The organism is Anaerobiospirillum sp. NML120511, from assembly GCF_023050955.1.
In the GTDB taxonomy this organism is placed as follows: domain Bacteria; phylum Pseudomonadota; class Gammaproteobacteria; order Enterobacterales; family Succinivibrionaceae; genus Anaerobiospirillum.
Genome location: NZ_JALKIK010000034.1, coordinates 1 through 15,642, shown reverse-complemented (window position 1 = coordinate 15,642; position 15,642 = coordinate 1). Strand labels below are relative to the sequence as shown.

At 49.1% G+C, this 15,642-nt stretch carries 6 protein-coding genes; 4 read left to right on the top strand and 2 right to left on the bottom strand.

Annotated elements, in window-relative coordinates:
* The first annotated feature begins 927 nt into the window (after positions 1-927).
* Positions 928-1,062, top strand: coding sequence for a hypothetical protein (locus tag MXE39_RS12995; protein WP_281503446.1), 135 nt, complete (start codon positions 928-930; stop codon positions 1,060-1,062).
* Positions 1,063-4,919: 3,857 nt separating this feature from the next.
* On the opposite strand, the gene MXE39_RS09465 is transcribed toward MXE39_RS12995, so the two are convergent.
* Both MXE39_RS09465 and MXE39_RS09460 read right to left on the bottom strand, forming a co-directional pair.
* A complete protein-coding gene (locus tag MXE39_RS09465) occupies positions 4,920-6,044 on the bottom strand; it encodes a transporter substrate-binding domain-containing protein (RefSeq protein WP_247074013.1) in 1,125 nt (374 codons plus the stop codon).
* A 2,171-nt stretch (positions 6,045-8,215) separates the two neighbouring features.
* Positions 8,216-9,094 carry a transporter substrate-binding domain-containing protein gene (locus MXE39_RS09460; protein ID WP_246978719.1) on the bottom strand — a complete coding sequence of 293 codons (879 nt, stop codon included), beginning with the start codon at positions 9,092-9,094 and terminating at the stop codon, positions 8,216-8,218.
* Positions 9,095-11,380: 2,286 nt separating this feature from the next.
* On the opposite strand from MXE39_RS09460, the gene MXE39_RS09455 reads away from it, so the two are divergent.
* From MXE39_RS09455 to MXE39_RS09445, 3 genes are all read left to right on the top strand, one after another.
* Positions 11,381-12,313 (top strand): hypothetical protein, encoded by a 933-nt coding sequence (locus tag MXE39_RS09455; protein WP_246978718.1) that lies wholly within the window; start codon positions 11,381-11,383, stop codon positions 12,311-12,313.
* A gap of 424 nt (positions 12,314-12,737) precedes the next feature.
* Positions 12,738-13,670: a hypothetical protein gene (locus MXE39_RS09450; protein ID WP_246978717.1), complete on the top strand. Its 933-nt coding sequence runs from the start codon at positions 12,738-12,740 to the stop codon at positions 13,668-13,670.
* A gap of 448 nt (positions 13,671-14,118) precedes the next feature.
* A complete protein-coding gene (locus tag MXE39_RS09445; RefSeq protein WP_246978716.1) occupies positions 14,119-15,048 on the top strand; it encodes a hypothetical protein in 930 nt (309 codons plus the stop codon).
* Positions 15,049-15,642 lie beyond the last annotated feature (594 nt).

Below are 15,642 nucleotides of genomic sequence, written 5' to 3'. Positions count from 1 at the left end.
TCTCCTTGCGGGCCTTTCTGTTGCTGGGCATCAGGCATATCACTGCCAACAGATATAGCTCGTTGCCATTCTGTATCTTCCCTGTTCGCCATATAGGCATATGTAACAGTACTTTTCCTTGAGTCCTGTTCTGAGCAGGCCTTTTCACGGTTACCTGATCCTGCATCGTGGTTCTATCGATATCAGCTGCTGGCTTCTCAGAGGTGCCCTGTAATTCTTTCTGACATGCCTGAAAGGCACGAGTCACCACATCTCAATGCCAGCACAGGCACAGCCCGGCTCAGGCAAAAGTTCAAAGCCCCCTCATGTTGATTAAGACATCCACGGCCCGGTCGCAGCTTTACTTGACCACAGCAGCTGTAGTGTCTGGCCTGTACCATGGCCTCCTCAATGTCGAATATCGAGCGCAGCCTTCTTAATGCTCAAGCTCCGAACACCAACCTTTTAAATGCCGGTGTCCCAGTGCCAGCCACCTCAATGCCTACTGCCCCAGTGCCAGCCACCTCAATGCCCTCTGTCCGAGCGCCAGCCGGCTTAAAGCAAAAGTTATTAATCTGACCATATACGCGAGCCAGACTGTTGGCTCTGAGTTCTGCCTGGTCTTCTTGACTTGAGATGGAGGCGGCTTGTCTCCCCTGGTACTTGTCCTGTTACGGGCTGGACCGCAGCAGGACAGCTTTGAGCATCCCTGTCATGGTCATGGTTCCATGGCCAGCAGTACCATGGTCTTGCTTACATTGGCAGCCTGAGCCTGGCCTGGGCGTTTTTGCCTACCGTGTCCTGCACCTTGGCAGGTCAGAGCTCAGGCATGGCCTTCCTGCTCTGCCCTGCCCTGTCCTGCTTTGCAGTGCCACATTCAGGGCTTTACTGGTCGGATTGTCATCTGGCATGGGTACTGGGGACAGGTACATGTTTAATGCAGCATGAATGGGCGGTATTGATGGTGATGATTCAGGGCGCAAGGTCGCAAGTCTGTCCAGACGGGATGGAATCTTGGCGCTTGTGATGAAAAATTTATGTTCTCTGGCAAAGGGCATGAATATTACAGATGATTTTTATTGATTGATATACATCAATATGATTGGGCAGAATATGTTGCCTGGGTTATTGAAGATGATGTTTTTGTTTGGGGAGTGGTGTGCGAGTGCACCGAGATGGGATTGAGACATCTGGTCCGGGGTGAGACCCGGGCCAGATGCCAGACAGGTGACAACCTAAAATTCGTCATAATGCTCCAAAAAGAGCCGGTTATGACGTGAATGTTTGTTCAGGCGGCAGATGCTTCTTTGCAGTTGCACCAGCTGCCTTACTGGCTGTTAAGTAAGTATCTGTATTGCGCAGCAGCCATAAGCGCTTGATTGCGGACTTGTTCCCCTGGTCTCGTGGCACACGCCAGGCAGGATTGCTCACGGGGAGCTACTTGCCGGCAGTATACTCTGACACCTGCGGAATAATACCCGAACAGACGAATATGGTGTTTACAGGGCGCCACATTTCTCAGCTACCGCTAAGGCACAGCGCCTTACCTGCAGCTGAGCTGAGAGCTCTGTGCAGGCCGCTGCAGCATCACAGAGCTGCAGTGGCCTGAAACAGACAGTAGTTTTACAGGCTGTGAACAGGTCACAGTCTTAATTAAGCCTGGCTGAAATGCCTTATGTTGCCTGCACGACCTGACAGGGATCGTAGCTTTACTCCTGCAAATACAGTCAAAGCATGTAACGACTGTACTGCTTACTTACCAATATACAGACAGCGGGAGGTGTTGCCCGTTGACCTGTCTGCAAAAAGGGTCATCAAATAACGACCTTAATGGACTGTACGTGTTTGAAGTATACAGGCCGGGTACGTCAGGATGCCCTCATAAATCATAACTTATATTGCTGATCGGGCCTGATTGAGCTCTTTCAGCATTCTTCCATATGTTTCCGATCTGACCGAAGTCAGAAAAAATATGCCGGACAAGGAACGGCACGAATTCCTGGCAACGCTGCCGGGATTTTCTTCCTTATGTTTATTTGATTGTTACCTCTTGGCAATCTCTGAATTTTATCCCTTATATGCATGATTACAGCAGCTGCTGGTCCTGTCACAGTACTCACCGGTACGGGCCTTCGCAGGCCACTGTACCTTAGAGCCTCCATCCTGGCGGAAGGACAGTTGCTGTTATCAACCTGATGCGTAGTCTGGATTTATAGGGACACTCACGTGTTGCCCTGCATCTTCAGGAAAAAAGCCGGACCTCGCTGCCCATGAGGAACGGACCTGATAATGGTGCCGGTTACCTCTTCTGGAACATCGATGTCATATAAATTCCAGGCGATCTTCTAGAGAAAAGCCTGCCGTCACCCCTGACCGGGTGATCTGCGGAGAACTAACTCTCCGTCAGTGTGGAAACTGCTCTGGGCAAGGCCCATTGCAATTGTCCATCCGGAAAGCCTGCTAACCTGTTTGCTACAGCAGAAAAACAGTTTTCTTTTCACTGGCTGCCGATTAGCACATCAGGCATGCCTTGAGATACATTCTGGTGTTCTCACTCATCCGGAACTTGAAGTCACCGTCTGCTGCAGTTGAGCATCAGCCATTGCATGGCGCTACTGGCTGCAGTCAGGGACAGGTGCTGTCCTGTATCTGTGAAAATCTGACCGCCAAAGCTGAAACCTCAGCGGCTCTGACACTGGCAGCATGCCGGAGCGTGCGTGCTTTGTCAGGAAAACTGTTTAACTAACAGAGATTGAAGTGTTTTGAATAGCGCAGCCCGGGAGCAATTCGACCAGGCCGGCCGGGGAGCACATCTGTAACCGTGCTTTTGAGCAGGAAAGACAAAAACCTTGCCTGGTCATGCAGGTAACAACGTGATCCGCGTTTAGTGTGCATAATACGCGTTTATTACCCGTGTTCAATAGAGTGCACGGAGAAAATTCCAAAAACGTGACAAAGGCTTAATCAGGAAAACTGTATTAAGGAGATCCATGTACTCCGTAGAGGCGCATCAGTGCTGAAAATCAGGCGGTTTTCACTCCCATATCAGTAGCTTTTGATAATTGTTATCATAAGAATCATCCGCACCAAAAGCGATCGTAAAAATGTCTCCCTAGTTATAATTTTTACAGAATAAATGTGCATTTATTTACGTGGTAGAGAGCCATCGAAATCCCGGAGATACAGCCTTTGATGCCCGGTAACATTTTATACATAACATCATGGATTTTATGATTTTGTTAACATAGTCATGCAACCCATCTATGCTTGTGTAATCGTTGTCATTGGCCTGTTTATCAGGCCTCAATAATCGTGCCAGAACATTATGATGTGATAATTTTGCATCTATATCGATGCTCTGCGGTGCATGGTTTTTCACCTTTACCCACAGTTTTGTCCATGCCTTCATCTTACAAAGGCTACTGGACCGTAAAAGTCCCCGGCTGCCAGCACTGCCATTGTCCAGCCGCCCTGTCCCCTGTTTCCCGGCTGATTTAAACAGGGACTTGCCCGAATCTGACCGTCATAAGGGCATGGCGTGCATGCCAAGCCCCGTCCGATCTCCTGGTATTACCTCCACAGCCCCCGATGAGCCAGCGACAGCTGCTCTTGCCAAACAGCAGGTAAAAGCCCGCAACATTGCACAGGAGCAGCTAACCAGTCAGTACATCAGCCTTGCTGCCTTGCTGCCAGGCTGCCTTGCTGGTGCATCCGGACAGACAGGCCAGATGTGCTGCTCACAGCGCACTGACATGTTATATGCAAATGTGCCTGCCACGGTGCACGATTTATGGAGCAGGACAAGGAGCAGCACTAATGCTTAAGGAAGGCGGCAGTGTTGACGCATTGCTGAAGTTCGTGCAGCTGCCTGGGCAGGTATTAATGCAATGCCTGGCGCTGACAGCATAGAAGAGCGTTTGAATATGGGCAGCTAAGCCAAAAGGAAGACGAGCAAAGATGGCATAAGACTGTGCTCTGTTGCCGCCCATGAGAATCGGGAGCGTTGACCACAGAGCATGCACAGTAGTCAGGAGCTGTGGACAATGGACCATTACCTGGCCATGGCCAGTAAACCAGGAGCAATGAACCTTTGAGCCTGGACCACGAAGCAAGGAGTTGCTCTTGCTGCCTTGTCTTGTGCCTTGCACTTATGATTGCTGTGGCTGCGCGTGCAGGATGGAGGCTGACTTCGTGCTGTAGATGAGATGAGTACCGCAGGGGGAGGAGTAAGGAAGCCATACCTCGCATAAGGCAGCCATACGTTGCATAAGGCGGCCATACGTTGGATAAGGCTTTCAGGGGCTGGTATCGGATTACATGAGCACAATGGCGTTTGATTTTCTTTTGTGGCCCGGCGGGGTTTTTATGAGGTCACCCTGTGCTGCTCACCTGTGGCTGTTATCATGGAGCTGTGGTTGCTGAAAAAGGAAAAGCCCCTGCTGGTGAGGCAGGGGCCTTGAGCGATTTTGTCGGCGACAGTGCAGGTCGCCACTGAAAAGATGCCGTAGATAAAGCGAGAGAAACGGCCTTTTCAGGACTGATTAACAGTGTTTGGATAGCTCCGCTGCTTAAACGCCTTAGCGTCCGGTATGCTTCAGTTTGAAGCCGCATCAGGCAGTTTTATAGCAGCTGGCAAAATCTTTGTGCAGGCTGAGCTTCAGTGCTCAGCCATGATAATTGAATCATGGCAACAGCAAGGAAGACATTTGAGTTACTGACGTGGACCAGGTGCTTTCGGGTCTATTGGAGCTCAGGGCAGCTTATGTCCCTGTGGCCCTCCCTGTCTGCAGCTGTTCGTACGGTCCTTGTATCTGCAGTGCTCCTCTGAATAGGTGAGTCCGGAAATTAGACCGTCTGCAGGCTTTAGCCGCAAGGTGTCAGAGCTCATATGGCAGCACTGACAGTGCCGGGTATTATATGTCACTGATGCCAGTCAGATCCTACATGTTGACCTGTACGCTGTGCTCTGATGAAGCCCCATTGCTGTTGTCGTTAGAGGACTGAGATACGTTTGAGGCTGTAGCTGTGCCAGGCAGCTGGCTGCCAAAGTGGCGCAGGGAGCCAAGTCTGTACTTGAGATCGATGTGACGATCACTGATGTACTGATTGATAATGCTATCCATTGTGCCGTCTCGCATCATGTCGTCATAAGCAGCCATCAGTATCTTATTTCTTGGTGAGCCCTTCTTTAAGAACAGGGCCATGCCGCTTTCGGTATTAGGCAGGACTGCAGCAACCTTTAAGGTGCCGTGTGGCCACATTTCCAGGTAGTCACGGGCAATAATCTCATCGATGATCAGAGCGTCAGCCTGCTCGTGATCAACCATGTAGAAGGTCATGAAAATGGTAGGAGTGTGCTTGATGGTGATGCCGCTCTGACCGCCTGTAATCATGGCAGGATCGATACCGTTCTGAACGGCAATGGACTTGCCCTGAAGATCCTTGATACCGCTGATGTTCTTGTTATTGCGGGTAACAATGCACAGATTGTTGTAGAGATAAGGTTTGGTGATATCGTAGAATCTGGTGCGAGCATCGCTGTAGGTTACACCGCCGCCTGCGATATCGCTCTGGCCAGAACGGGCATACTGAACCAGCTGATCAAAGCTCATAAACTCATAACCCTGAGTTCCGGTATTAAAGCCGGTACGGCGCTGCAGCTCCTTGATGATCTGAATATCGAGGCCATCAGGATGGGCAAAATCTCCCTTCATGGTGACAAAAGGAGGAGCAACTGACATGGCAACTACCAGTTGCTGACCTGAAAGCTCACCTTCAGCCATCGCAGATGGTGCAGCCATGAACTGAGCCATCAGGGCAGCTGCAGCAGCAAGAGCAGCTGTGCTCTTTTTAACAGCTGGAAGCAAACGCTCAAAAATACCGGAGGTCATGCCATTACCAGTGTTGCCTGATGCAATATCTTCTGTCTTTTGTACAGTATTGCAAGTGTCAGAACCATCAGCGCTCTTCACAGTAGTGGCTGATAACTGATAGTCATCTGACTGAGTAGAGGACTCAACTGTCTGAGACAGGTATTGAGCGCTGGTATTCATGATAATCTCCAAATTTTGTCAGTTGCTGGTTTGTCGTAATTTAAGCTCTTAAGTTCCTGCAGAGCAGCAGCTTTGGCTGTCACAGCTGCGGACACATGAGCTGTTTAAGTAAGACCTCAGCACCAGCCTGAATAAAAAGCGCACAATGCTGATCCCATGAAGCTGAGCTTCAGAAATAAAAGGTGGATAAGCATTGGATACGACTTTATATACAGGCTTGCGTAAGGCTCACTTTGAAAAAGCACATCCACTGCAGGGTATACACTCAGCTTTTGCCCTTATTCTGCCTGTTAAATGGGGCAGGTTCAGGCTCGGTCCTGAAGCTGTGTAAGCGTTTCCGGTGCTGGACAAAAAGTCCCAAAGCGCTCACCGTTCCGGTCTGTACCTGAGTTCACGATTATGGATTTGCTTTTACTGAGGCAACATCAAGGGTGTAGCCTGAGCCTTGCTGCGGCAAGTACAGATCTGCAGAACAAAAAGCTCTTTGCTGTCTGATGCATGGCTTTTCGTTTTAGAAAGCAACTGTAACTGTGCTGAGCAGCTTATGGGGCATGACTGGTGCTCCATTTGTGGAGAAAGTTCTGAGCGTAGAATCTGCCTTTCTCAATTGAGGTCCATATATTTAATTCTGATACTGGCCCTGATATTAATGGGCTGCGATAACAATAAATATTACTTTTCTGTCACAGGCAAGGGCAGGAAGCAGGATGAGATTCGCTTTCTGCAGGTCGTATAAAGCCATAATGACAGACAGGATCTACAGCATAATTATTATGAGTCGGAAAATGAGCAGGCCAGCAAGACAACTGAGCCTGATTTGCTCACCGACAGCTAGACCGCAGAAACAACAAGCAAAAATTCTGGCGGCCAGTTTTTCGTTTCGTATTTCAGCTGGTTCATAGTTTATGTGATTAGTCTCACATATATTGCATAAGAACCATCAGAAAGTGCGCATAGTATAATCAAGTTTGTAGTATCTATCAAACAGTTTTCTTGATAAATTCTTTTCAAATGCAAGTTTCCTGTTTGTTTGCCAGCAACAAGAGCTCTATATAGGGCCGTGTCTTTAGCTGCTGTCAGCAATAAAATGCGATAAATAAAGCATTTACATTGAATATTGCTGAGGAAAGTGCACATTAAAAGGCTGCAGGGATTCAGACAAAAATTCCAGCTCTGACTTGTATTACCAATGGTAAAAAACTGCTGTTGTCTAATCAGATCAATGCAGCTAACCCCATCCAAAAGTACCAGAAAAACCCCATATTATCCTGTTACTGAACAAGTAATTATCCAATCTGTATCACAGCACAATAGCCACTTAATCAGATGTAGTCACAAAGCTGAGCATACAGACTCCATGACACAGGACCATGCTGCCCAGTGATAAACACATATTCAGATGCTCTTACCCAGGCAAGCAGCCTCCTTTATTGAGTATGAACAGAGGCAGTCGCGGACCAGCAGTTTCACAGCTCCGAACTGGGTTATCTCTGTTCTATTACCGGCTGGACAATAGGTATTAGAGGCACTTGATGCCCGGGGTTTCCATGGCAATGATGAATGCTGAACAAAAGTACTGTAGCCGGGCAATACTGCCAGAAAGACAGACCTGAGCCCACCCCGTCTGGCACTCTGCCAGGCAACCGCACAGGAAGACAGATATAAGGGTTAGCGGGAATGCAGGTCGCCTGTCATGCAGCCAGTCTGGCTGGAGTCAGATCTGGCAGCTCGATATAAGGAGAGGCGGTAGTTCAGGCGGCCTGGAGGGCTGGAGATCTGGCTGGGGCTGGACTGGTGGCTGGCAGCACGATTGGGGCAGAGTGGTTGAGGTGATGAAAAAAAATGGCAGCGGTCGGAGACAGCTGCCAGATTGAATCGTTATAGAAGAACCGGTAAATGTATACAGGTCACATTCTTTAATATTATGTAAAGTGTCATGCCATAAACAGGCATGCTACAGCTCCTGGTACAGGTCCTGATGCTGCAGGGCTGTGCTGGTCTTATCCGCTTTCCACTTATGAGCACTACTGCTGTACAGCCTTGCTGTTGCAGCAAGGCTTAAGCATGACGGATAAGGGAGCTGTCCATGGCTGTTTTGCATTCAGGCTTTAATCTTAGCCTGGGGCACTGGGCCTTTTTCTCATGTGGAGCCTGGTGGGCTGATGTTACTGCAGTTAATAAGATTACATATTATTACTGAAGTAGACCCTGAGCTCCTGTTCAACCAGCTTCTTGACTGTGCCGTCATCAATCATCTGCTGGTAAGCCTTCATGAGCTTGGCTGTGTAAGGGCTGTCTTTCTTGAAGAGCAGGGCCATGCCACCTTCACTGTCAGGGAGCTTGGCCGAAACATCAAGGCCGCAGTCAGGCCAGGAACCGATGTACTCACGGGCAATGATCTCGTCGATGATCAGAGCGTCAGCAAGACCACGTGATACGGCGTAGAAAGTCATGAAGGTGGACGGGGTTTCATAGGTTTTGATATTTGGGTATTTGGAGGTCAGACCTGAGATGTTGGTTCCGGTCTGAATGGCTAGGGTACGGCCATTGAGGTCCTCGGTGCTTTTGATGCGATCACCGGCACGGGTGACGATTACTACAGAGTTGTAGACGTAAGGCTCGGCAATGGTGTAGTACTTGCCACGCTCTTCAGTAGATGTAATGGCGCCGGCAACAACATCGGCCAGTCCGGCACGGCCCAGCTGAATCATTTCGCCAAAGCTCATGATTTCATACTTGCCGCTCTTATTCTTAAAGCCGGTACGTCTCTGCAGCTCTTTAATAAGTGCTACATCCAGACCGCCCAGGTGATGAAAACTGTCTTTGATTGTTACGAAAGGATGAGCGGCAGCCAGGATAACAATCAGGTTCTCGTTGCTCAGGTTGATGTCATCATTACTGTCAGCAGCATGAGCTGCAGGCAAAGAGCCTGCAGCTATGGCAAATGCAGCTGCCACCAGGGCAGATTTTCGACCGTACAGTCTGGCTGCGTCGGCGATGGTGCCGGCAATGCTGTTAAAGCTGCGCTTGAATAAACCCGCAAAATCCCTGGTGTTATACATATGTGATTCTCCTGGTGTTGTCGCGTGATACGGAAAATGACAGACAGTAGTGTCCAGGACAGCCCGGATATGGCTGTCTTAGAGGAATAAACAATAGAGTTTTCAGGTAATTTCCACTGAGCCTTTGCGATTATGGCAGGCAAACCTTGTGTCTTTGACTGCATCAGTATGCATCGATGCACTTTCGTGTTCAGCCATGAACCTGTTCATGGTATCTGTCAGCAGTTACAGGCTGATGTCCTGCAGATCAACTGGTCCGATAGCGCAGGCCTTACAGATATGCAGTATGGTGCAGCCCATGGAGATGCTGCATGGACCATCACATGATGGCCGCCGCCTGGCGCCGCATGGCTCAGCAGGTGGCATCGCCTGAGGGCTCCGCATGGCGCATCAGACCGCAGCAGACCGCATTAGCCGCATCAGCCGCAGCAGACTCCATCATCCGCAGCAGACCGCATCAGCCATATAGCGCATTGATGGACTGCAGAGCCTGCCAGGATTTTGTGTGGCCCCAACAGGTCCTGAGCGAGCAGGTCCTCTTGAGCTGCATATCAGGCAGAGTGATAAATACCTGGGGATATAAACTGGCATGGTTATGGCGCCGGGACGGCCCCATCTCCTGCCCAGGGCCCGCTGCCAGTTATAAGGCGGGATGTGAGATTGGAAGGGCAGGTTAGCATGTATTCTGCGCGCAGCATGCAGGCGGCAGAATAAGATGTACTGAAAGTATGACAGTATGGCGGCCATGCTTAATTACAGCGCTGGCACATTTATATGAGTACTGGTTTGAAAGTCCTGTTTGATGTAATACCTGATGTCTTTCAGTTTGCAGATTGTGAGATGTGTCAGACGGTGATTGATGCTCTTACCTGTCAAACAGCACTCAGATCGCTTTGAGCTGCTGCAGTTGCCTGAGCAGCATGGACCGATCTGTATGCTGTGAGCCGCTCCGATCTGGAAGCCGGGCGTTCAGTCTGGTCTCACGTTGTGTTAATAAAGCTGTTTATGTGGCAAAAGCGGGAATGCATGTGACATTACTGCAGTCTGATACTGCAACACCTGCAGGACCTTTGTATGTCTGACAGGACTTTTCTCCTGTAAAGGCAATTGACCACAACACCTTTTGTTTATTTTGCCCTTGAGCAGGCAATAACTGCAGAGCGCGATAATCATACTAAAGAGAATATGTTTGAAAAACATAGATTCGTGAAAACTTGTATGACAGTAATCAGCATTTTGCAGCTGCAGCAGCTGTTAAGCCCGTCACAGTCAGCTTTCATACAGCACGGGCGTGCCTTTTGGGCGAGTTAAGGCATGTGCCTTATTGTAATGTTACCACAGGCAAAATGTTACTGGTTAACATTTTAAATTACGCATCATATGAAAATATGCCCAAAATCACGACACTATGTGCTGTAATAAGAGTAGAAATATCAAAATATATTGATGTTATTTGTCACTTATTATCTGTATAAAAGCACGGAAAACAGCCCTGATATGTAAAGTATACGCCACCTGTGGACAAACTTAAAAAATCAAGTGCAGCCTTTATTTTTCTGACATGCAGTACACCTGAGCTCAGAACAGTTCAGCTCACCTCTGCTCATACTGCATCGCCTTCAGTCCCAGATCGCCTTCAGGACCGGACGTTCTGACGAGTGGACAGTACGTGTGAACAGTACGTGTGGACTGGGGCGGTTAGAAATGGATCAGGTAGCAGGACAGGATGCTCTGACCAGTGGACAGCAAGCGTGTACAGGGTGCAGTAATAAGGAAAGCCGATATCAGGTCCGGCCGTGTATTGTATGGCGGTCGGCTGCCGGGCAGTCTGGCAACTCAAGAGCAGGCTCAATGTTATGCAGGGTGTTGCGGTCATGGTCTTACAGATGTCTGGGCCGCAGGTATGGAGTGGACCAGGTCAGTCAGGGGATCATGGCCCGGCTGACTGAGTACCTGGCTGCAGGGCTGTCACAGGGGCTGGCGGCGTCAGAGGGACTCTCTTATCTAAACCAGGTGTGGCAGTCAGCTCTGCACTGTAGCCGTGCTCAGGCCAGCGTGGTATGCTTTACCTTTTGTTGGTCCTGCCATGGTTGCAGGCATGGGATGTGCCTGGGATTTGACCGGCATTGCCGGGGCATTGCGGATCTTTGCCATGCTGTGGCCCCGTCTGCAAAGACCTTATGCTTTTGCAGTTTTGTGTTGTCGTGCCCAATGCCAGGGGGTTGGTATGTGGCTTTGGACTGACTTTGACGGATCTTAATAGATTTTACAGATTAGGAGAGGCAAGTGGATAATGTTAAATTAATTGACAACTATTACAAGAGTCTTGATGAGGCTGATATTCTTGAGATCATGGAGCATATAAGCACTGAAGAGCTCATGTACATGTTTGGCAGAGATCTCGACAGCGTGGCTATGCTCAGGATGCTCGGAGCTCCGGAAATTGAAAATCCAGATGAGGTCAGACAGGGCAGAGTAGTATTTTTTGACATGCCTTCAACCATAATGGACTTTATGGCTTATTTCATTGAGGTCTTTGGGTTACATGTTTCGGACCACATCCTTCTTGCTGCAGTACTCATCAAGAACAAAAAGATTAATACTGCCCAAAAGGAGGAGCTCCTGGCCGACACTGTGGCACGCGTCCACTTTCTGGACCAGTTTATCCACAGGTTCTACATCATGGTGACCCTTATCCGCAGCAATGTAAACTACTTTGAGCTTACTGAGGCTGAAGCTTCGCTGCTGCAGCTGCTGGGCTTATTTATGAGAACAGTTCTGAATGTCATGAAGACCCTGGATGACAGCATGCCTCAGTGGTGGTCAGTTGGTATGACCAGGCTTGATATTACTCCTGCCATTGATAATTTCGAATTTTTAGTTCTGCGCACTTTGGCTCTGGATATCTTTACTGTAGACGAAGACAATGGTTTAGAGGACGATCCATATATCAGAAAGTACGAGGAGTACACTGAGGAAGAAATGTTGAAAATGGGAGCATCAATAAAACAGGTGATACACGCTCATGATGCCCTCACACGAATTGCTCTGCCTCCGGTACTGATCGATGCCGTTAAAGGTATGGAGAAAATGGCAGCCAGGCTGCCGGCGGCCACCAGCAAAAAGGTTAACAGGGAGCTGCTGGAGCGCTTCAAGGCAATGAACAATAATATGAAGTTTTACTGGTTGATCCACCATTACAACGAGCTCGACAATTAACAGGCGGCATACAGTATGGCCTGCCAGACCGTCATGCTGGCCCTGTTATTCCCATAAGGCCCGGGCTGCCATTGAGCACTGGCGGCAGCACGTCCTGTCATGGCAGGGCATGGCCTTGTCTGTCAGGGTCAGTGCCTGGGCCATATCCTGTTTGCTCTGGCCTGTACCGGCCGGCCCTGCTTTGTACTGCCCTGCCCTGCCCAGGATTAATCTGGATGATGCACTCTGTTTTAAGTTTTATATAGTAACGCGCAGTGTTCTGGCGCTGGCTGGAGCTCCATGGCTGCCCTTTATGAGCCTGAGGGACATCAATGGGCCTGAATGGTCCTGAATGGTCCTGAATGGGGCTGAAAGGGCTCTGTGAATCTGATGACCCCAGCGGCACTGAATAAGACTGGATGCGCCTTACTGAGAGGAAAGAAAAGTGGATAATGTTAAATTAATTTACAACTATTTTAAGAGTCTTGATGAGGCTGATATCCTTGAGATTATGGAGCATATCAGCACTGAGGAGCTCGAGGCCATGCTCGACAGAGAGCTTGACTGCGTGGCCATGCTCAGGATGCTTGGAGCTCCGGAAATTGAAAATCCAGATGAAGTCAGACAGGGCAGAGTAATATTTCCTGGCATGCCTTCAACCATAATGGACTTTATGGCTTATTTCATTGAGGTCTTTGGTTTACATGTTTCTGACCACATGCTTCTTGCTGCAGTACTCATCAAGAACAAAAAGATTAATACTGCACAAAAGGAGGAGCTCCTTGCCGACACTGTGGCACGCGTCCACTTTCTGGACCAGTTTATCCACAGGTTCTACCTCATGGTGTCCCTTATCCGCAGCAATGTAAACTACTTTAAGCTTACTGAGGCCGAAGCTTCGCTGCTGCAGCTGCTGGGCCTCTTTATGAGAACATTTCTGAATGTCATGAAGGCCCTGGATGACAGTATGCCTCAGTGGTGGTCAGTTGGTATGACCAGGCTTGATATTACTCCTGCTATTGATAATTACGAATTTGTAGTTCTGCGCGCTATGGCTCTGGATGTCTTTACTATAGACAAAGACATTGGTGTAGAGGACGATCCATATATCAGAAAGTACAAGGAGTTCACTGTGGAAGAAATATCGAAAATGAGATCATCAATAAAACAGGTGATAAACGCTCATGATGCCCTCACACGAATTGCTCTGCCTCCGGTACTGATTGATGCCGTTGAGGGCATGGAGAAAATGGCAGCCAGGCTGCCGGCAGCCACCAGCAAAAAGGTCAACAGGGAGCTGGCAGAGCGCTTCAAGGCAATGAACAACAATATGAAGTTTTACTGGCTGGCCCACAATTACGACGAGTTCAACAATTAACAGGCGGCATACAGGATGGTCCGGCCAGTCCGTCATGTAAGTCAGGCCCTTCCCATAAGGCCCGGGCTGCCATTGAGCACTGGCTGCAGCATGGCCTGTCAGGGCAAGGCCGGGCCTGTACTGGCCTGGCCTGTACTGTCCTGCTCTGCTTTGGCCAGCCATGTCCAGGATTAATCTGGATGAGGCACTGTGTTTTAAGTTTTGTACAGTATTATGCAGTGTTCTGGAGCTGGCTGGTGCTCCTGGACTGACCTTTATGAGCCTGAATTACCTCAATGGGCCTGAATAAGCCTGAATGTGCCTCAATGAATCTTATGTTCTCAACGGCCCTGATAAGCCTGTAGGGGCCTCAATGATCCTCAATGAGTCTCTGAGAGTTTGAATTTGCCTGAAAGGGCCTGTATGAGTCTGAGTGCTCCTGAATGTGCCTTATTGAGAGGAAAGGAAAGTGGATAACGTTAAATTGATTGACCGCTATCTCAAGAGCCTTGAAGAACTTGATGTACTTGAGATCATGGAGCACGTCAGCACTCAGGAGCTCAAAGCCATGCTGGACCGGGAGCCTGACAGCAATGCCATGCTCAGGATGATCGGAGCTCCGGAGATTGAAAATCCCGATAAGCTCAGAAAGGGCAAAGGTAATGAGTCCGTAGTACATAACAAGATAATGGACCATCTTTGTCATTTTGTAGAGCTCTTTGGTTTTCATAATTCTGACCATCTGCTGCTGGCCTCAGTACTTATCAAGAACAACAAGATTGATACAGCCGCAAAAATGGAGTTCCTGGCTGACACTGTGGCACGTGTGCACATGCTCGATGACATTATCTACAAGTTCAGCCTCATGGTAGCCATAATCCGCCGCAAGGTTGACCGCCATATGCTCAATGAGGACGACGCCTCGCTGCTGCAGCTGCTGGCCAGCTTTATGAGGTCGGTCATGACTGTAATCAAGGTAATGGATGACAGCATGCCTCAGTGGTGGGAAGTGGATATGACCAGGCTTGATATTACCCCGGCAATCGAAAAATACGAATACCTTGTTCTCACATATGTATATTATTCAATATCTTCTCGCAACAAGAAATGGGCAAAAGATAAGCCATATCTCATCAGGTTTAAGAGTTTTGATAAAGAAGAACTAAAAGGGCGGCTCATGAAAGCAGACATGGTTAGAGATGATCATATGATACTGACACGCATTCCTCTGCCGCCTCTGCTGATTGATGCCGTAAAGGGCATGGACAAAGTGGCAGCAAAACTGTCAGCAGCAAGCAACCAAAAGCTCGACAGTGATCTGGTAGCGCGCTTCAGGGCAATGAACAACAAAAAGACGATTTACTGGTTCACCCACAAGTACCAGGAGTGGGAGTTATAACAGCTGGTATACAGTGAGGCAAGGCCAGCTCTCACATCGGCCTGCATACCTGGCAGTAAGCCCATTTGACCGCCCTGCTGCCCGCCCATTTGACCGCCCCGGCTGTCAGCTGCATCATCAGGGCAGACCGACGCTGACCTCACTGCGTCCTGCTGGTCATCAATGCCCGGCAGTGCCCGGCTGGTCATGCACTGTCAATGTCCTGTCGGTCCTGCAGGGCATCAGATCCGGCAGTGGCCGGCCGGGTCTTCAGGCCCAGAAGGCAGTACCAGCTCTGCATTTGATGACCTTATGGGGATCAGGGCAAGGCTGGTCGTTGCCATGGGGCGTGGACCATGTGATGTGGACCATGCACATGTACCATGCACATGGGCCATGTGACATTGGGCATGGGCCATGTATACTGGGCATGGATATGGGCCATGCGGCATGGCTATGAGGCATGGGTCCGGGGTCTGATTTGATGTTTAGGAACTGTAAGCAATTAAATTGATCTTTTAAAACCATTGATTCGATAGTTCCAGAGAGGAAATGGCCCAATGGGTTCCATGTCTATCGATTTCATCTGGGCATCACTGATTTTGATGCCTGTTT